An 18,414-nucleotide genomic window follows, 5' to 3' on the forward strand; every position below is an offset into this window, starting at 1 on the left:
ACAGCAGTGAGCTGACAGAATTCAATTTAAAAGGAACCAGACCATGAGTAGCGATATCCCCAATGTCGATGTGAATGCGGCAGAAGATCACCTGCTGCGGTTTCTATCCGTGGAAGGAGTTACCGGCGAAGAAGCTGCGATTGCCGAAGCGGTTTCTGATGAACTGAAAAAGGTCGGCGTCCCCGCGTCAGCAATTCATTACGACACTGTCCATGAACGGATTCCTTTACCCACTCAGACCGGCAATTTGTGGGTTGATTTGCCTGGAACTCGTAAGGGTCCGCGGCTTTTGTTTTCAACCCATCTCGATACAGTCCCGCTCTGCGCCGGTGCCAAGCCGAAACGCGAGGGGGATCGCATCGTTTCTGATGGTACAACCGCATTGGGGGGTGACAACCGAACTGGTTGCGCCGTCTTGGTTACGATGGTCGAGACGCTGCTCAAGAACAACTTACCCCATCCCCCCATCACGTTGTTGTTCACGGTGCGCGAAGAAAGCGGCTTGCATGGGGCTCGTGAACTCGACCCCGCTGATTTGAACGGGGCCGCCATGTGCTTCAATGTCGATGGCAAGCTGGCTTCTGAACTGATCACTGGAGCGGTAGGACAAGAGAATTGGGAAGTCGAGATCAAAGGCAAGGCGTCCCATGCCGGTGTGGCACCTGACAAAGGGATTTCGGCCACACTCGTCGCCTCTTTGGCGCTCGCTGAAGCCCACCGTGGCGGATGGTTTGGCAAAGTCGTCAAGCCAGACGGCAACGGCACTAGCAATCCCGGCGTCTTCGGCGGGAAGGATGGCAAAGCCGCTGGTGACGCAACGAACGTCGTGACGGACTACGTGCATGTTGTCGGAGAGGCTCGCAGCCCCGACGTTGCATTCGCCACGAAGATTGCGGCAGCCTACCGCGAAGCGTTTGCGAAAGCTCAGGCCGAAGTAACCGACGTAGATGGCGAAACGGCTGAGGTAAATTTCGTCAGCAAGCCTTCTTATCCGTCGTTTGAAGTGAAGGACGACGCCCCTGCGGTAAAGCATGCCAAACGAGCTGTGGAACTGATCGGCCTGAAGCCGGTTACCTTGTTCTCCAACGGCGGACTCGATGCCAACTGGCTCGACAAGCATGGCGTGCCGACCGTGACTATCGGTGCAGGGCAGTATGAGATTCACACAATCAAGGAATACATCGACCTGCCCGAGTTCGCCCAAGGCTGTCGCCTGGCAGTGGCCCTGGCGACACTGGAATAGCGCTCTATGGCTGGTGATCCTCTAAAAATTTCCGGTTACATATCGACCGGCCACTTGCCTGCCCCATACGTGGTCGAGGAACTTGTACAGGAAGCGTACCAAGAATTCAAAGCGAATTCCGATGGTCTGAATTCCCAGGTTTATCCCGCATTGGCTCAGGTGCCAGCCAACTTGTTTGGCATATCTGTGGTGGGAACGAATGGCGATGTTTTTGCAGTTGGGGATTCCGAGCATGAATTCACGATCATGAGCGTCTCGAAGCCGTTTGTGATGGCGCTGGTCAGCGAGGTTTTGGACCCCGACGAGGTCCGCGAGAAAATCGGCGTTAACGCCACTGGGAGGGCGTTCAACTCGCTTGAGGGAATTGAACGTGGGGACAATGGCCGCACAAACCCGATGGTCAACGCTGGGGCAATCGCTACGACCAGCCTCGCTCCGGGCAAGTCGTTCGAAGAGAAGTGGCGGTTTATCCATGAAGGATTGTCGCGATTTGCGGGCCGCACACTATCGATAAACGACGAAGTTTATATTTCCGCATCAGAGACGAATTACCGCAACCAGTCCATTGCCCGTATGTTGCAAAGTTTCGGGCGAATCTATATGGACCCCGTAGAAGCGGTCGAACTTTACACAAAACAGTGCGCGCTGAATGTTTCGGCAAGAGACCTGGCAGTGATGAGCGCCACGTTGGCGGATGGAGGGGTCAACCCGGTCACGAAGGAGCGGGTTGTGGATCCGATGGTCTGTCACTACGCACTGGCTGTCATGGCAACCGCCGGATTGTACGAAACTTCGGGAGATTGGCTCTACGAGATTGGCTTGCCAGGGAAGAGCGGCATAGGTGGAGGAATCGCCACGGTCTCACCTGGAAAAGGCGGACTAGGAACTTTTGCCCCGCCGCTGGACAAAGCAGGCAATAGTGTCAAAGGCCAGCTTGTGGCGAAGTTTCTCTCACAGCGATTAGGCATGGATCTGTTCGTATCCAAGCCTGAGGTTTAGTCTATTCAAGACACGATGGAGTTGCCGAACTAAGGCCGCTTGCTTTTTTGCCACAAGTTTTGGCTCACCTGCCCCAGTTGAAGTTGCCACCAGCCCAAGGTATCAGAGACCCATTTGTAGAGTGACGCGCCGATCAGGGTTCCTAGTGCGATCGAGACAATCGCAAATAGGGCGGTCACCATACCGTCGATGCCCGCTTCGCGATCGCTCAACATGGTTTTCACACTTACTAGACTTAAGGCTCCAGGGACAAGAATCCAAAAGCTGGGGAGGAACGTGACCATCGCCGGCGGTCCCCTGAATCGGAACTGGATCAAGTAGCTCAGTGGGGTGACAACCATCATGCCAAAAAATCCACTGGCCGTCGTGCCGACCAGGTCGGCGGTGTAATACTGCGTGGCAAAAGCCACGAGCATGACCAGCAGCATCCATGGCAACGAACCTGGAGGTGCGGAAAAGTGCAGGTAGACGCCGAGTCCAAATACGGAAACTCCCAGCCATCCAACCCACCAGAATTCTTGCTCCTCCAGCGTGGTTTTAGCTGCATCGACTAGATCGGCGGCGGTGTAACCCACAATCACGGCCCCTGCGACGAGTCCAATAACCAAGAGGAGAAGTTGCACGAAACCGGTGATTAATCGGCTTGATCCACTGACCATGTCTCCAAAGGCCAACTCCACCATCCCTAGCGTGAGACGGGCACCGGGGAGGAATGTAACCAGCGGAGGAATCAAGACGTACAAAGGATCAATCTTGTATTCCCATTTGATTGCCAAGAAAACAAGTGTAGATACCACACCAGCAGCCACGACAGGCAGAGGAATAGACAACACAGGTTGCCCGCGATGGAAGCTCTTTAATGCGCCCACGATGGCACCAAGAAGTGCGGCGGCAGCCAAGTTTGGCAGCGTGGTCGTTAGCACCATCGCCAATCCAACTGACAGGATAATATGTCCAACTACTGCACCAGCGACGCCAAAACGAGCGGGCTTCTTCAGAATGGTAGTCAGTGACTTTAACCCTTCATCAGGATCGACCTCCCCTCTTTCCGCCGCATCCCCAATTTTGTAAACCTCGGCGATCTGATCCAACCGCAAGTTTTTCGTAGGTCCTTCAGCGAGCGTGATGTGTTCTTTTTCTCCATCGTGCAGGCTGAGGAAGAGAGCCGTCGGGAAAGCAATAACTTTCGATTTCTCTACGCCATAAGCGGTCGCGGAGCCACGGAGGATTATCTCTACGATTGCTGTCTGTTCGCCGCATGCCAAATAGGCCTGGCCCAACTGAGATAAGAACTCCAATAGGGGGACCACTTCGACAGAAGATGATTTTTCTTTCGCCATCAGCAAAGGTACCTGTCATCAGGTCCCGAAGGGAAGATTCAGCCAATACCAGGCAAAGAACAAGAGCATCCAAGTTACCGCGGTTGCTGCGGCATAGGGCAGCATCATCGCCACGACGGTTCCGACGCCGGCGTCGTGCTGCCAACGTCGCGTGAAACCAACGACGAGCGCGAAATGGGGTAGCAGAGGGTTGATGACATTGGGAGGCGAATCACTCACTCGATATGCTGCCAAAACGACGTCGGGATCAATGCCAAGTTTTAGAAACAACGGTACAAATACCGGGGCAAGGATCGCCCATTTCGGCAATATGTTCGGGACCGGGATACTCATGACTAAACCAATGAAGAGAAACGCTAGTAGCAGGGTTGTGCTGCCGAGGTTGGCGTCTCCCAGGCCATCGGCCAGTTTCACCGCTAGAACGGTCCCCAGATTCGTGTATGTGAAATAGGCCACGAATTGCCCGATCACGAAGAACAAGAAGAGGAGCCCTGCCAGATCGGCAAACGTTTTCGTGATCGCATCAAAAGCACTGTCGGCCGATTGGATAGTTTTCGCACCCATTCCGTAGGCGATGCCTGTGACCAAGAAGACCAACATAATCAAAAACACCAAACTGCTCATGAATGGCGAATCACCGATGATCGTGCCGGTTTCTGGATTGCGAAGCGGCGCGTTAGATGGGAGTGTCAGAAGCAAGATCGCGACAATGAACACCAGCAGTGCCCAGAAGGCATATTTGAGGCCGCGTGATTCTTCGGAGGAGAGCGATTGGCTATCGGGGGATGGCGAATCCCCTTCGTACTTGCCGAGCCGTGGTTCCACAATCCGGCTCGAGATGAATGTGCAGACCACGATCAACAAGATGCTCGACGCTATGCCGAAGTAGAAGTTGGCCGTCAGGTCAATCGACCGGGAAGGATCGACGATATGGATAGCGTCGTTCGTCATTTCGGCCAGGATGCCGTCGATGGGTTTGACAAGGAAGTTTGCACCGAATGCGGCGGCCACTCCCGCAAACGCGGCGGCCAATCCTGCCAGCGGATGTCGCCCCAGGCTATGAAAGGCGACCGCACCCAAGGGAATGAGCACCAAGTATCCAGCGTCACTAGCAATGCTTGAGAGCACCCCGAGAGTCACTAGGATGGCGGTCATGGACTGCGGCGGTGCGACCATGACGATCTTTCGAATCAACGCCCCGATCAGTCCCGACCTTTCGGCCAGTCCGACACCGATCATCGCAACCATGATGATCCCGACTGGACCAAAGTTAATGAAATTTGACACGACCGAAGTGAAGACGAATCGAATTCCGTCGGCGGAAAGGAGGCTTCGTATGGAAGTGGTCGCTTGCTCTATTTCATGGGTTTCGGGATTGATCCGCTGGTAGGAAACGCTGACTCCCATCCACTGAAACAAAACTGAAAGCAACGTGACAAGCAGGATCAACGTGAGAAAAAGTACAGCGGGATGGGGCACTTTGTTCCCCAGGTGCTCGATCACGTCGAGCAACTTTTGAAAGAGTCCTCTTGGTGCTTCCTGCGACTTCGCCATGCCCAATATCCTGTGCGTGCTGGAAATCCAAACCTTCCCATTGGAAGAGTGGGTATTTTAGAGGAATACCTGGAGAATAAACAAGCTCTAAGGGTGGCTTGTTCGGAGGCTCAGGCGAGGTTCAAGCATTGCTGCATGACAGTTCTTGACTGGGCTATAGGGAATGGGCTGGCAACTAATCACTGTGTCGATACCATGCTGCACCATGTGGAAAAAGCTGCGCAGCATGATTTGCTTTCGTGCCATTCGCGTCTCTACTCGCGAAGAACCAACACGGGGCAATGGGCCAAGCGGACTACGCGCTCGGCGACCGAACCGATCATGAGTCGGGCCAGTCCCGTGCGACCATGCGAGGGAAGCACGATCAATTCTACCCCCTCTGCTTCGGCGATTCTGGCGATCTCCTCGGCGGGCGTCCCATAGGCGATTCTAAATTGTACTTTCTCGTACTTTGGGTCAGCAAACTTTTTCTGAAGCATCTCCAGGAGATGCTTGGTTCGGTCTTCGTCGCTGACCATGTTCCATCCAACGAGGGGATCTCCTTCTGAGAAACTGCTCAGTGCGGGAGCGACATGGAGCACAGTCAGGTGCTCGGCGTCGTCTACAAGGTCCACGCCCTGGTCAACGGCTTGGCTAGCCTGGTCGGAGAAATCGGTGGGAACCAATACACGTTTGGGATGAAGTGATACCATGATAGGATCCTCCATAAAAAGTTATTCAGATGTGTTTTTCCTCGACGATTGCAATGAGGGTTGCTACAAGATCCAGGCTTGAGAGTACTCCCACTGGTTTGTTATTCTTGTCTAGAACTACCAAGCGATGAATGTGTTCGTTGCATAGGCAACGAGCCGCAGTCAGCAACGAAGTGTTTTCGCTGATGGTTTGTACCGCGGAGGACATGCGCCGACACACGAGGTCATGGCCCATATCATCGATACTGTAGAGTCCCTCGGGATGGTGTGTGGAGAGGACATGACGGACGTCGGTTCCTTCAAGCTCCTCGGCTTTGAGGCGAATGAAATCTGAACCACTCAACACACCGACGCAGCACCCCTGTTCATCGACCACCGGTGCTCCTGTGACCTGATGCTGGCAAAGTTCGTCAGCGGCTTCCGCCATCGTGCTATTGGCGGTGATTGTGAGGACGTTTCGGGTCATGGCATCGCCGACGCAAAGTTGACCCATTCTTTCGGTTAATATAATCATGAGAAGGCCTCCTCTAATCTCGGCTCCTCGAGTTTGCACTGCCGTTGGCAGTGACGACCGCTACCCGGTTGTCGACTCGATCGACCCCGGGAAGATCTCGCAAAGCCGTTTGCAATACCTGCTTCAGGTAAAACGAAGGCAATTCGCCTGTCACCAGGAGAGTCCCCGTCTGGTAGCTTAGGTTCAGAGTGTCCATGTGCCCCTGGAACATAAAATGGCGTTTCAGACGGCAAGACGCACTCTCAACGACTTCCTCTGCTCCCCGGTGGACGGCGCCTCGGATATCCGGAACACTTCGTTTTGGTTTATCAGGGATCAACATCACAATATCCTCCCTGTTAAGCCTGCCCCAGGAAAAGAGAAAGCGTTATATTAAGTAGCAAGTTCTGGACCAAAAGCCGCAATCCTGGCTGAGTAGTCATTTACGCGAGAAACCGTAAACTAGCGCTGGAGGAAGTGGGCCAATTCGCACACTTATCGCCAAAATGGCGCAGTAATCACGAACTGAGTATCGAGTAAATCCGTTAGGAGAGCGGTTCATGCAGCCATTTGATTCTTACGAAAAATTCCTGGATTTGCAGCGATACGTCTCTTGGGGCGACGACGATCAGCAGCGGATCTCCGCGGTGCGCGAGCGACTGCTGGCCCGTTCGACCGTGATCATTGAAGACTTTTATGCTGAAATCAGACGGCATCCCTTCGCTGCCAAAGTGATCACTGGAGGGGAACCACAAGTTGCGCAGTTGAAGTCGACATTGCGGCAATGGCTGCGTCAATTACTGACAGGACCTTATGACCGGGACTATCTCGCCTTGCGAAGCCGAGTGGGTCAAAAGCATGTATCGATTGGCCTAGACCAAGTCTACACGAGTACGGCACTATCTCGAATGCGGAACGGACTCATTCGCCTGCTGACTGAAGATTGGCAAGAAACCCCCGACGAACTATACCTTACAATTGAATCTTTGAATAAACTTCTCGATCTCGATCAGGCGATTATTGAGGACTCCTATCAGACAGCTTTCATCACTCAAAGCCAGAATCTAAGTAAAGAGAACCTGCAACTTCGCGTCGCCTTAGAACGCGAGCAACGTAGTACGCATATCATAGGTGCTTGCGAACCGATGATGGCAGTCTATCGTCTTATCGAGCGAACCGCTGCAACTGACAAGCCTATTTTGATTCAGGGGGAGAGCGGCACAGGAAAAGAACTTGTCGCCAAGGCTTTGCATCGTGCCAGTCGGTTTGCGGGAAAACCGTTGGTCGTCATCAACTGTGCTGCATTGCCGGAAAATCTATTGGAAAGCGAACTCTTTGGCCACGAAAAAGGGGCCTTTACCGGTGCTATCGCCAGCAAGCCTGGACTGTTTGAGGTTGCAGACGGAGGAACCCTGTTCATTGACGAAATCGGGGAACTGGCCGGCGGTCTGCAGGCCAAGCTATTGCGAGTGTTGGAAGATGGCTCGCTCCGGCGGGTTGGATCCGTCAAAGAGCGGCGGGTGAACGTGCGACTGCTGGCTGCAACCAACAGGGATCTGGGAAAAGAGATTGAGAAGGGCCGGTTTCGCGAAGATCTATATTATCGGATCAATGTGCTTACGATCTTGTTACCCCCATTGCGCGAGCGGCGAGGCGATATTCCGCAGTTAGCACGTCACTTTGCAGGGAAAGGGTGGAATTGGGAAAGCCGCTTCATGCAGATACTGGAAAACTACAGTTGGCCAGGAAATGTACGGCAACTGCGTAATGCCATCGAGCGTGCCAAAGTTTTAGCGGAGGAGAACACTCTCATCGCTGAAAATCTACCCCCGGAAATATGGCGTTCTGGAAATGAGAAGGATATTCTCACACCTAGTTCTGAAGCGGACTTGGAGACGGTCAACCGCGCTCATATCGCAGATACTTTCCGTCGCCATAGCGGGAACAAAGCCCGGACGGCGCGTGCCCTGGGAATCAGCCGCCGCACACTCTATCGCCTGCTAGAGAAACATGATATTGAAGAAGATGCGGCGCAGTAGTTCTGTCCCCTACGTGAAGTAGCTTCAGCTGAAGTCCTCTGTGCATTATCGACCAAGCCCCTTTACCCCATCGAGGCAGATCGCCACCATGTGTGGTGCTCAGCGTCTAAGGTAGCGACATCGGGATAGGGGTAAAACCGGATGCCCGTGGAGTCGCCTAAATAGAAACCCGTAGCGATCGTGCGATAAAAGGCTTGGAGCGGCGGATTGCGATCGACCGTCTTGCCGAGCTTATTTGGGAGCTCCTCCACTTCACGCAGGCAGTCTTCTATGTGGCTTGGATTGGCATATGGCAGATAACTTGCCAGACGACCGTCCTTGTCGAGTTCGACCTGCGTATCTGCAAAAAAGATGCGCGGCACATGGACGGTGGTCGCGGGGTCGGTGATCCGCTGGGTGAATGCTTTGGGGTTCAAATGCGAGACTACCCGCGATGTCAACGGGCACAACTCGGCATACATGAAGGGCCCTTCGGAGCTAAAGTCCTCGTCGAAATCCCTGCCATCAAGGGAGAGTACCCGACCATCTCGGGTCGTGAGATGCAGCTTGCCGTAGGCCGAGAGGGGGACGCGTTCCATAACTCGGTACAGGCTCATGTACTTGCTCCGTCGTGGAGTCCCGTCGGGATGGGGCTTGCATTTTGCTTCAACTTGTTCGAGATGCATCTCGGTCGAGCGGAAGGTGGGATCGATTTCAAAAAAGACCACATTACCGAAAGTCTTTTTGCGTGTACCCACGGCCATGTACGAGCCAAATTCTTCCGCTTCCAGTTGCGAGGCGACCAGGGCTTCGGTGCGGTAGCACATGAGATAAAGGTGAATATCCATGATGGATCTCCTTAGGCAACTGTTAGTAGATAATACTTACTGTCCCATACCGAGGAAGGAAGAAATCTCGGGGGCAAATTTTACAACTAGACCGGCGAACACGATGCTCACCATATTCATCAACTTGATCAAAATGTTGAGCGAAGGGCCGGTCGTATCTTTAAAGGGGTCGCCGACTGTGTCTCCCACGACGGCGCTCTTGTGGGCGTCAGAGCCTTTGCCGCCGTGTTGGCCTGTCTCGATGAGTTTCTTAGCATTATCCCATGCCCCACCAGCGTTAGCCATGAAGACCGCCATAGCGAAACCTGAACATAATCCTCCCACGAGAAGACCCATTACTCCTGCCACGCCGAGAAGCAAGCCGACCAGTACTGGCGCCAGCACGGCAAGTAGCGAAGGGCGGATCATTTCCCGTTGTGCGCCGGCGGTTGAAATAGCCACACAGCGGGCGTAGTCAGGTGTGGTCGTTCCTTCCATGATTCCCGGCATTTCTCGGAATTGACGGCGGACTTCCATCACCATAGCCATCGCTGCCCGACCGACCGCTTTCATCGTCATCGCACCGAACACGAACACCATCAATACTCCGGCAAATATTCCCACCAGGACTTTGGGGTTCATCAGTGTGACTTGGTAGTAGTCCATGAAGTCAAACAAACCGGCAGGAGTCGTTGCAACCAGTTGGGAGATTAAAGGGTCATCAGTCGCTTGCCGCACTGACCCACCCAAGTGGTTGATGATCATGTCCACGGGTTTGCCATCGACGAGAACTTCCACGGCGTGTTCTGCATTACTGCGTAACGTGCTGATGGTGTAGTTCTCACGATGACTGCCGTCCGCGCCGGCCACATAGAGACCGTACTTGCCGAAACCGAGATCGACTGCTGTGTAGCCTGCACCCTCTTCAACTTGATAGACAGCGGCTGCTTCGCGGTGAATTCCTACGCGTACCTCTTCGACGTAAGCGGCTAGCAGGGCGAGCGAGGTAAGTGCTGCCGAACCGATAGCAAAACCCTTGCCCACGGCAGCAGTGGTGTTGCCAAGCGAATCGAGGGCGTCGGTACGCTCGCGGACCTCCTTGGGCAAGCCTGCCATCTCTGCGTTGCCACCTGCGTTGTCGGCAATCGGTCCATAAGCATCGGTGGCGAGGGTGATTCCCAGGGTCGAGAGCATTCCCACGGATGCCATGCCAACTCCATACAAGCCCATGGCCAAGTTGTCAAAGCCATCACACATGCCAAACGAAACCATCATGCCGATGCAGACCGCGGTGATTGGGATCCATGCCGACATCAAACCCGCCGCGATGCCGTCGATAATCAACGGGCCGGTTCCAGAAACAGCCTGATCGGCGATTCCCTTGGTCGGTTTGTATTCGGCGCTGGTGTAGTATTCCGTGCCGTAGCCAATGATGAGGCCCACCACGAGACCGATGGTAACTGCCGCCACGACACCCCAGGCGATACTGGCAGGCAACAGCATGGGCAGAATCACCATGGCCACCACAACGACCAGGGCGCTTGATCCCCAGATGCCCTTATTGAGCGCCCACATCAGCTCCTTCATCGAAGCACCTTCTTTGGTGGTCACGAGAAAGATACCTGCCAACGACAGCAGGATGCCAAGACTCGCGAGTACCATCGGGGCACTCAAGAAAGCCAATTGGGCAGAAAACGCATTGTCGAACCCCTCGGGCACTCCGCCAAAGCTGACCGCCGCGACACCTAAAGCCATCGTGGCAAGGATAGATCCGGCGTAGGACTCGTAGAGGTCGGCCCCCATGCCGGCGACGTCTCCGACGTTGTCACCGACATTATCAGCGATCGTCGCGGGGTTCCGCGGATCGTCTTCTGGGATCCCGGCTTCGACTTTGCCCACCAGATCCGCTCCCACATCAGCTGCCTTGGTATAGATTCCACCGCCGACGCGCGCAAAGAGTGCCTGTGACGATGCCCCCATTCCGAAGCAGAGCATCACGACAGTAATAGTTTCGAGGCTCATTGGCTCGCCACCGAACAGGACATGGTGGAATTTGTAGAGGTACAGGAACCATAAACTGATGTCGAGCATTGCCAACCCAACGACGGTCAAGCCCATCACCGAACCGGCACGGAAAGCAATTTTCAAGCCTTGGTCAAGAGAATGGCTGGCCCCCTGGGCTGTTCGTGCCGAGGCACTGGTGGCGGTCTTCATTCCAAAAAAACCAGCGAGCCCCGAGAAGAAGCCACCTGTTAGAAAGGCGAAAGGAACAAGAGGGTGCTGTACATGGAGTCCAAAGGCCATCACGGCTAGCAAAGCCGAAACGACGACAAAGAAGATCGCCACAACGCGGTATTGCCGCCGCAAGTAGGCATAGGCCCCATCGCGAACGTATTGGGCAATCTCTTGCATCCGCTCATTTCCCTCGCTCTGGGCCATGATCCAGCGATAAAAGCCCATTGCACTCACGAGTGCGATAACAGCACAGATCCAAGTAACATGCCACCACGCAGGCAGAGCGCGCGCGGCAGAGTCGATCCCATCAGCCACTGCAAAGAGCGAAAAAGAGCTGCTAGGACCTACGTGAGGGTCAAATATGTGGGCAATAGGCATCTTGGTTCAGTCCTTAAGGGTACGCGGACCAACATCGAGTTAGACCTTCCGCGCGAGGGAGAAAATTGTTTTTCCCGGATGTCTGAAATTAGTCGCTCTCAAGTTGTATTCCTGAAAGTGGAAGTCGTGAGCCGCACATTTCTAGCAATTGCAGTCGTGTCCCACTCAAGCGAAGCGCCATGGCACTCGCGGCCTGACGCATGAATTCGAACCCGAATGAGGGATGATCGTTGCAGAACTTCGATAACTCGGACCCATCAAACACCAATGCCTTGACGGGAGTTAACGTACTGGCTGTATCCGACAGTCTGGTTCTTCCCAGCAAGGACGACCATCCCACCAGATCTCCATCTCCGACAATCGCGATCTGTCGACAGCTCTGCTTGGGTTCGCAGATCGCCAGTGACACTTGCCCACTGAGGATGATGTAAACCTCCTTGGCGCGATCGTATTCTTCGAAGATCACTGTGCGTTGTGGTAGTTCAACTTCGCGACAGATTTTGGCTACTTCTTCCAAATCTTCCGCCTGCATGTTGCTAAAGAAGCGACTTCTTTTCAGCTTCGCCACTGTGTCATTGTCACTCATGAATCACCTCTCTCGTTGAGAACTTTCATTATTCAAAGGTAGTTGATGGGACAGGAACTCTATCCATTACTTGTGCATTTAGCCATTCAAATGCTTACGCAGAAATGCTGTTACTCTTTGCGGGCTAATGATCCCTAGGGCTTTGTGTTTGACATCGATCACAGGTACATGACGGAACCCAAGCACGGCCATGACACACAATGCAGCGGCCGAGGAATCCGACTCGTAGACGAATGCGGGATCTTTTGTCATGACCTCGCTGACGGGATTGTCTTTTAGTTGTTCATATCCTAAGGCCACCTTTTCGAGCACATCGCGATCTGAGAAGACACCGACCAGACGCCCGTCCTCTTCGATCAGCAGGCTAGCAACTTGAAGACTCGCCAATTGCTCCACCGCTTTGTGGATGGGTGTGTCTGGAGTTGCAACGGCTACCGGTCGAAACTGAATTTCAGCAACGCTCTTTTCTGCCAGGGCCTTCTCCAGTGGATCAGAGTATTCTTTCGGTTCGTAATTCTGAAGCGGGTCTTGAAAATCTTCGGATTCTGCGGGGACTTGTTTTTCAGGCATGGTTAAGCTCCTTCCCGATCGACAGGATATGGGTTTCCACCAATTCGCTGGACGTTGACTTGGCCAGGGAAATGTTCTGCAACATATTCCATCAGTCCCTTTTGACCAGTCAGGCCAGCCAGCTGCCCATCTTCATTGACCACGATGAGAAAACGCACATTGCGAGATTCTAAAGCATCAAGAACTCGAGCGATAGGATCGGTGATCTTGACCGTTGGCCAATCTTTCTTGAGGTGCTTGGAGATAGGTTCGTTCACGACAGCGGAGTTTTTGCTGAGCAGTTGTGTCAGTTCGGATTCAGGGAACAAACCTTGCGGCACTCGATTCCGATCAAGAACAATTGCACACCCAAGTTTGTTTTTTCGCATGGCTGTGACAGCGTCGCGAATCGTAGCATTCTCTTGGACCACCACAGGATCGCGGAGGGCCAGTCTGCCTACTGTTTCAGTTCGCATGTTTTCATAGAGTCCCATCTTCATCTCGCTTCTAAGGATTCAGTTGGAAAGAAACACTATCTTGCCTATCAGGGATACCAATATTCTTTGGTGTAGGTTGTCAGTGCTTTCATGTAGTTTGCACGTTCCAATGCGCTCGGGTCCGGGCAGTTGGCCCGACTCATACTTCCCTTGAGCTGGTCCACGGAAACATATTCGTTTTCAGAAAGCCAGCTACTTAATTCAGTCAGGATGGTCTCAACGTGACGAGGTCCTTTTTTCAGAAGTGCCGTGGTCAGCATCGCAACATCTGCCCCAACCAAGAGCACCCGACTCACGTCGGCAGCATGATGAATGCCGCTAGTAGCAGCCAAGGAGCATTGCAGTTGGTCGCGCAATATAGCGATCCATCGCAAGGGCAATCGCACTTCGTAAGGCTGACTCAGAACCAGATCGGGGATAATCTCCAAGGTTTCGAGGTCGAGATCAGGTTCCAGGAAGCGATTGAAGAGCACCAAGCCATCTGCACCGACAGTCATGAGCCTGTAGGCGATATTGGGGATGCTGGTGAATTGCGAACCAATTTTTACGGCCAATGGGATATTGATCGATTGCCGTACACTGGCCACCAAGTCAACGTAGCGTTGTTCGACATCCTGCGAATCCATACCACAGTCGGTCGGGACAAAGTAAACGTTCAATTCGAGTGCGTCTGCCCCCGCATCAACCAGCATTTGTGCATAGCGGGTCCAACCCCCTGGAGTGTGGCCGTTGAGGCTGGCGATTACCGGAACAGATAGTGCATTCTTTGCTTCTTCGATTAGATCGAGGTATTCTTGCGGCCCTTTGCTATAGTTCTCTGTCTCAGGAAAATAGGAAAGGGATTCGGCGTAGGAATCGGCCTGATATTGGTACAAGCGATCAATCTGTGCCTCGTCGTGTTCGATTTGTTCTTCAAACAACGAAGGCAGCACGACGGCAGCAATGCCACTGTCTTCTAATTGGCGGAGAGCGTCTAAATTACCCGTGAGGGGACCGGCAGAGGCCACGATAGGGTTCTTTAGTGTCATACCCAGGTAAGTCGTCGATAGATCAGTACTCATCGTAATGTCCAACCATTAGTTGTCATGATTTGTTGTGAATGTTGTGTGAAACTACTCCGACATAGTGCGTTCGATTCCTGCCATCTGTTCGTAGTAGTGCCATTGATCGTTGATGTCTTGCTGGGTCAATTTGAACAGACGATCCGCTTCCTCGGGGTTGGATCGAGCTAACATTCCGAAACGTGCTTCTTGCATGGCAAAGTCGCGGAAAGTCATGCGCGGGGCGCGACTATCTAGATGGAAGGGCTGCCCATCGGCGCGAGCTTCACGTGGATCATAGCGATACAAGGGCCAGAAGGCGGATTGCACAGCGTCTTTTTGGTGCGTCATAGAGGTCGTCATATTGATGCCATGAGCAATGCAGTGACTATATGCCAAGATGAGCGAAGGGCCTGGATAGGATTCGGCCTCGGCAAAGGCACGGATTGTTTGGGCAGGGTTTGCTCCCATAGCGATCTGGGCGACATACACATTTCCGTACGAAACGGCGAGCATCCCGAGGTCTTTTCTGCGAGACTGTTTTCCACTTGAGGCGAATTTTGCCACGGCGGCACGTGGGGTTGATTTGGAAGCCTGGCCTCCGGTGTTGGAGTAGACTCCTGTATCGAGGACTAGAATATTTACGTCGCGACCGGTGGTGAGCACGTGATCCAGCCCGCCGAAGCCGATGTCATAGGCCCAACCGTCGCCTCCCACGATCCACACACTGCGACGCACTAAGACATCGGCGATGGCTGAGAGGGTTTTGGCTGCAGGGAGGTCGAGGTTGGCGAGTTGCTTGCGTAACTCGACTACGCGGCCACGCTGCTCTTGCAACTCTTTTTCATCAGTTTTGTGTGACGCACTTAAAGCCGTGACTAGATCTGGGTTCAACTGATCTGCACATGCCGCCAGCAGAAAATTTGCGTATTCATGCTTGGCATCGATGGCCAGTCGCAGTCCAAGGCCGAACTCGGCATTGTCTTCAAAGAGTGAGTTATTCCAAGTGGGACCACGGCCTTGCGAGTTGGTAGTCCATGGTGTTGTTGGCAAGTTGCCTCCGTAAATGGATGAACAGCCGGTCGCATTCCCAATCAAGGCACGATCGCCAAACATCTGGCTCATGAGTTTGAGGTAGGGGGTCTCGCCACAACCGGCACATGCTCCTGAGAATTCAAATAGCGGCTCGAGCAATTGAGATCCCTTCACGGAGTCGATCTTCAGTTGAGTGCGGTCGGATTGCTCAATCTCCAAGAAGAAATCGAAGTTGGCTCGCTCTCTCTCCAGATGTTCATCCTTGGATTCCATGTTGATGGCTTTGTGGCGAGCCACTTCTTTGCTCTTCGCGGGGCAGACATCAACACAGACGCCGCAGCCTGTGCAATCATCCGGAGCAACCTGAATAGTCATGAGGTGCTCAGGCTGCTCTTTGTCGCGCCAAGCTTTTGACAGATAGCCGTTCGGCGCGGAAGCGATAGTATCTTCAGCGAAGACTTTCACACGAATGGCGGCATGGGGGCATACCAGCGAGCAGAGACCACAGTCTATGCAAATCGAGGGATCCCAGATCGGAATCTCGGTTGCAATACTGCGTTTTTCGAGTTTTGCAGTACCAGTGGGGAAGGTTCCATCAACTGGGAGCGCGCTCACGGGCAGCAGTTCACCTCTGCCAGCCAAGAGTGCTGAGGTCACACGCTCTACGAAAGTGGAATGACTACTGCCGTTGAGTACCAGCTCAACGGGAATGTCGTCGATCTTCATGTCGGGAACTTGCACTTCATGGAGGGCAGCCAGTGCCGCGTCCACGGCCGCAAAGTTACGTTCGAGCACCTGTTCGCCCCGCCTGCCATAGGTCTTGCGAATCGCCTTCTTAATTTGCTCGATCGCTTGTTCACGCGGCAGAATGTCGGCCAACGCGAAGAAACAAGTCTGCATGACCGTGTTGATCCGACCCCCCATGCCAGTCTCATTGGCCACCTGAAGGGCATCGATCACGTGAAATTTTAGGCCCTTATCGATAATTTGCCGTTGGACGCTGCTTGGCAACTTGCTCCAGACTTCCTCAGGTTTGAAAGGGCTATTGAGGAGAAAGGTCGCATTCGGCCCAGCAATTTGCAAGACATCCATCTTTTCCAGGAAATTGAATTGATGGCAGGCAACGAAGTTGGCATCTTCAATCAGATAGGTTGAATTGATTGGCCTGGGACTGAATCGCAAATGAGAGACGGTAACCGATCCTGCTTTCTTCGAGTCGTAGACGAAATATCCTTGGGCGTACATCGCCGTATTTTCGCCAATGATTTTTACGGAGTTCTTGCTGGCGCCAACCGTTCCATCACTTCCTAAGCCGTAGAAGACGGCCCGCTTTACATCCTCGGATTCTTGCATCGACTCGGGATCCCAGCTGAGACTCAGATTCGTGACGTCGTCTCGAATGCCAACGGTGAAGTGTTGTTTCGGGGTTTCCTTGGCCAGTTCCTCGTAGATGCTCACAACCATCGCAGGAGTAAATTCTTTGGAAGAGAGCCCGTAGCGACCTCCGATGATTCGTGGCAGCTTGCGATGAACCGAACCGTTGCTGCCCTGAGTTTCATAAAATGCCGTGAGAACGTCTTGATACAGAGGCTCACCTAGTGAACCAGGCTCCTTCGTGCGATCGAGCACGGCGATCCGCTCGACGGTAGCAGGCAGGGCGGCTAGGAAGGCACTCCTGTCGAACGGACGATACAATCGCACTTTCAGCAGGCCGACCTTTTTGCCCTGTGCCGACAAGCTTTGCACGGCCTCTTCGACTGCCCCGGCCCCAGAACCCATCATGACAATCACATGATTGGCATCTTCGGCACCGACGTAGTCAAAGAGGTGATATTGCCGTCCGGTCAGTTTTGCAAACCGGTCCATTGTCTCTTGAACTATGTTTGGCACGGCTAGATAGAACGGATTGCATGCCTCGCGAGCCTGGAAGAAGACATCTGGGTTCTGAGCAGAGCCTCGTAGCACCGGTCGGTCAGGGTCCATCGCGCGGTCGCGGTGTTCCTGAACAAACCGGTTGTCTTGCATTGCCCGAATGTGTTCATCGGAAATGATTTCGATTTTGTTCACTTCATGGGAAGTCCTAAATCCATCGAAGAAGTGCAAGAACGGCACGCGCGATTGAAAGGTTGCCGACTGCGAGATTAAGGCAAAGTCATGTGCCTCTTGGACGCTGTTTCCTGCCAACATTGCCCAGCCAGTGCTACGTACCGCCATCACGTCGCTGTGGTCCCCAAAGATTGAGAGGGCATGCGTAGCCACGGTGCGTGCCGAGACGTGGAATACCGTGGGAGTTAATTCGCCGGCAATCTTAAACATGTTGGGGATCATGAGCAGCAGGCCTTGCGAGGCGGTGAACGTAGTGCTCAATGCACCCGCTTGGAGGGCACCATGGACCGCGCCGGCTGCCCCTGCCTCGCTCTGCATCTCGATCACTTCAGGAACCGTGCCATAGATATTGCGTCTGCCAAAGGAAGACCAGGTATCGCAGTACTCACCCATCGGAGAGGCGGGAGTGATGGGATAGATGGCGATGACTTCATTCGTTGAATGGGCAATCAAGGCTGCTGCTTCGTTTCCATCAACGGTACTGAATCGGTGGTTGCTCACAAGTTTTCCCTTATCCAGATTCCATCACCAGCCCGACTATACAGACAGGCCATTGTTTGCTTTTTAGTAAGAATCAAATGCCCGTACGTTGTAGGGCGACAGACCCTGGGGCAAATGTCATTCCACCTGAAGCAATAGGGAAATGAGATCGTGAGGAACTCGTTGCCGCGGTCTCTCCTGGTGACTCACAACTGCTTGCCGATTGGCATCAGACTCTTCCCAACTTATAGATAATGAGGATTGCGGCGTGGATTTACTGTGCCAGATTCGCACACTTGTGTGCCAAAACTGGATCCGGTGCTTCACTTGAGCTTAGAGAAA

Annotated in this window: 15 protein-coding genes; 3 read left to right on the forward strand and 12 right to left on the reverse strand. The window is 53.5% G+C overall.

Annotated features, from left to right (window positions below):
* Positions 1-43 precede the first annotated feature (43 nt).
* Both Pla144_RS02435 and glsA read left to right on the forward strand, forming a co-directional pair.
* A complete protein-coding gene (locus tag Pla144_RS02435) occupies positions 44-1,243 on the forward strand; it encodes a M20/M25/M40 family metallo-hydrolase (RefSeq protein WP_146447722.1) in 1,200 nt (399 codons plus the stop codon).
* 6 nt (positions 1,244-1,249) lie between these two features.
* Positions 1,250-2,242 carry a glutaminase A gene (gene glsA / locus Pla144_RS02440; protein WP_146447723.1) on the forward strand — a complete coding sequence of 331 codons (993 nt, stop codon included), beginning with the start codon at positions 1,250-1,252 and terminating at the stop codon, positions 2,240-2,242.
* A 29-nt stretch (positions 2,243-2,271) separates the two neighbouring features.
* Here the strand turns inward: glsA and Pla144_RS02445 are convergent, their stop codons facing one another.
* The 5 genes from Pla144_RS02445 to Pla144_RS02465 all read right to left on the reverse strand — a co-directional run bounded on the left by Pla144_RS02445 (position 2,272) and on the right by Pla144_RS02465 (position 6,664).
* Positions 2,272-3,582, reverse strand: a complete 1,311-nt coding sequence (locus Pla144_RS02445; protein ID WP_146447724.1) for a threonine/serine exporter family protein — start codon at positions 3,580-3,582, stop codon at positions 2,272-2,274.
* A gap of 18 nt (positions 3,583-3,600) precedes the next feature.
* Positions 3,601-5,136, reverse strand: coding sequence for an AbgT family transporter (locus tag Pla144_RS02450; protein ID WP_146447725.1), 1,536 nt, complete (start codon positions 5,134-5,136; stop codon positions 3,601-3,603).
* Between the two features lie 254 nt (positions 5,137-5,390).
* Positions 5,391-5,828, reverse strand: a complete 438-nt coding sequence (locus Pla144_RS02455; RefSeq protein WP_197530334.1) for a universal stress protein — start codon at positions 5,826-5,828, stop codon at positions 5,391-5,393.
* Between the two features lie 25 nt (positions 5,829-5,853).
* Positions 5,854-6,342 (reverse strand): CBS domain-containing protein, encoded by a 489-nt coding sequence (locus Pla144_RS02460; RefSeq protein ID WP_146447727.1) that lies wholly within the window; start codon positions 6,340-6,342, stop codon positions 5,854-5,856.
* A 13-nt stretch (positions 6,343-6,355) separates the two neighbouring features.
* Positions 6,356-6,664: a hypothetical protein gene (locus tag Pla144_RS02465; protein WP_146447728.1), complete on the reverse strand. Its 309-nt coding sequence runs from the start codon at positions 6,662-6,664 to the stop codon at positions 6,356-6,358.
* A gap of 217 nt (positions 6,665-6,881) precedes the next feature.
* Here Pla144_RS02465 and Pla144_RS02470 point away from each other — a divergent pair, with 217 nt between their 5' ends.
* Positions 6,882-8,360 carry a sigma 54-interacting transcriptional regulator gene (locus Pla144_RS02470; RefSeq protein ID WP_146447729.1) on the forward strand — a complete coding sequence of 493 codons (1,479 nt, stop codon included), beginning with the start codon at positions 6,882-6,884 and terminating at the stop codon, positions 8,358-8,360.
* Between the two features lie 62 nt (positions 8,361-8,422).
* On the opposite strand, the gene Pla144_RS02475 is transcribed toward Pla144_RS02470, so the two are convergent.
* From Pla144_RS02475 to nifJ, 7 genes are all read right to left on the reverse strand, one after another.
* Positions 8,423-9,187 carry a hypothetical protein gene (locus tag Pla144_RS02475; RefSeq protein WP_146447730.1) on the reverse strand — a complete coding sequence of 255 codons (765 nt, stop codon included), beginning with the start codon at positions 9,185-9,187 and terminating at the stop codon, positions 8,423-8,425.
* A 36-nt stretch (positions 9,188-9,223) separates the two neighbouring features.
* Positions 9,224-11,779 (reverse strand): sodium-translocating pyrophosphatase, encoded by a 2,556-nt coding sequence (locus tag Pla144_RS02480; RefSeq protein WP_146447731.1) that lies wholly within the window; start codon positions 11,777-11,779, stop codon positions 9,224-9,226.
* Positions 11,780-11,867: 88 nt separating this feature from the next.
* Positions 11,868-12,365: a Crp/Fnr family transcriptional regulator gene (locus tag Pla144_RS02485; protein WP_146447732.1), complete on the reverse strand. Its 498-nt coding sequence runs from the start codon at positions 12,363-12,365 to the stop codon at positions 11,868-11,870.
* Between the two features lie 78 nt (positions 12,366-12,443).
* Positions 12,444-12,935 (reverse strand): CBS domain-containing protein, encoded by a 492-nt coding sequence (locus Pla144_RS02490; RefSeq protein ID WP_146447733.1) that lies wholly within the window; start codon positions 12,933-12,935, stop codon positions 12,444-12,446.
* A gap of 2 nt (positions 12,936-12,937) precedes the next feature.
* Entirely contained in the window at positions 12,938-13,390 is a 453-nt protein-coding gene (locus Pla144_RS02495; protein ID WP_197530335.1) for a CBS domain-containing protein, read from the reverse strand.
* Positions 13,391-13,458: 68 nt separating this feature from the next.
* Positions 13,459-14,472, reverse strand: a complete 1,014-nt coding sequence (locus Pla144_RS02500) for a dihydroorotate dehydrogenase-like protein (protein ID WP_146447735.1) — start codon at positions 14,470-14,472, stop codon at positions 13,459-13,461.
* Between the two features lie 51 nt (positions 14,473-14,523).
* The gene (nifJ, locus tag Pla144_RS02505; RefSeq protein WP_146447736.1) at positions 14,524-18,093 is read right to left on the reverse strand and encodes a pyruvate:ferredoxin (flavodoxin) oxidoreductase; all 3,570 of its coding nucleotides are present in this window, start codon (positions 18,091-18,093) and stop codon (positions 14,524-14,526) included.
* Positions 18,094-18,414: the final 321 nt, after the last annotated feature.

Origin of the sequence: Bythopirellula polymerisocia (assembly GCF_007860015.1) — a bacterium.
Classification (GTDB): Bacteria; Planctomycetota; Planctomycetia; order Pirellulales; family Lacipirellulaceae; genus Bythopirellula; species Bythopirellula polymerisocia.

What these genes read in the sequence shown, in the direction of transcription:
- Pla144_RS02435 (WP_146447722.1), top strand. Translation starts at nt 44, where the DNA reads ATGAGTAGCGATATCCCCAATGTCGATGTGAATGCGGCAGAAGATCAC.
- glsA (WP_146447723.1), top strand. Translation starts at nt 1,250, where the DNA reads ATGGCTGGTGATCCTCTAAAAATTTCCGGTTACATATCGACCGGCCAC.
- Pla144_RS02445 (WP_146447724.1), bottom strand. Translation starts at nt 3,582, where the DNA reads ATGGCGAAAGAAAAATCATCTTCTGTCGAAGTGGTCCCCCTATTGGAG.
- Pla144_RS02450 (WP_146447725.1), bottom strand. Translation starts at nt 5,136, where the DNA reads ATGGCGAAGTCGCAGGAAGCACCAAGAGGACTCTTTCAAAAGTTGCTC.
- Pla144_RS02455 (WP_197530334.1), bottom strand. Translation starts at nt 5,828, where the DNA reads ATGGTATCACTTCATCCCAAACGTGTATTGGTTCCCACCGATTTCTCC.
- Pla144_RS02460 (WP_146447727.1), bottom strand. Translation starts at nt 6,342, where the DNA reads ATGATTATATTAACCGAAAGAATGGGTCAACTTTGCGTCGGCGATGCC.
- Pla144_RS02465 (WP_146447728.1), bottom strand. Translation starts at nt 6,664, where the DNA reads ATGTTGATCCCTGATAAACCAAAACGAAGTGTTCCGGATATCCGAGGC.
- Pla144_RS02470 (WP_146447729.1), top strand. Translation starts at nt 6,882, where the DNA reads ATGCAGCCATTTGATTCTTACGAAAAATTCCTGGATTTGCAGCGATAC.
- Pla144_RS02475 (WP_146447730.1), bottom strand. Translation starts at nt 9,187, where the DNA reads ATGGATATTCACCTTTATCTCATGTGCTACCGCACCGAAGCCCTGGTC.
- Pla144_RS02480 (WP_146447731.1), bottom strand. Translation starts at nt 11,779, where the DNA reads ATGCCTATTGCCCACATATTTGACCCTCACGTAGGTCCTAGCAGCTCT.
- Pla144_RS02485 (WP_146447732.1), bottom strand. Translation starts at nt 12,365, where the DNA reads ATGAGTGACAATGACACAGTGGCGAAGCTGAAAAGAAGTCGCTTCTTT.
- Pla144_RS02490 (WP_146447733.1), bottom strand. Translation starts at nt 12,935, where the DNA reads ATGCCTGAAAAACAAGTCCCCGCAGAATCCGAAGATTTTCAAGACCCG.
- Pla144_RS02495 (WP_197530335.1), bottom strand. Translation starts at nt 13,390, where the DNA reads ATGCGAACTGAAACAGTAGGCAGACTGGCCCTCCGCGATCCTGTGGTG.
- Pla144_RS02500 (WP_146447735.1), bottom strand. Translation starts at nt 14,472, where the DNA reads ATGAGTACTGATCTATCGACGACTTACCTGGGTATGACACTAAAGAAC.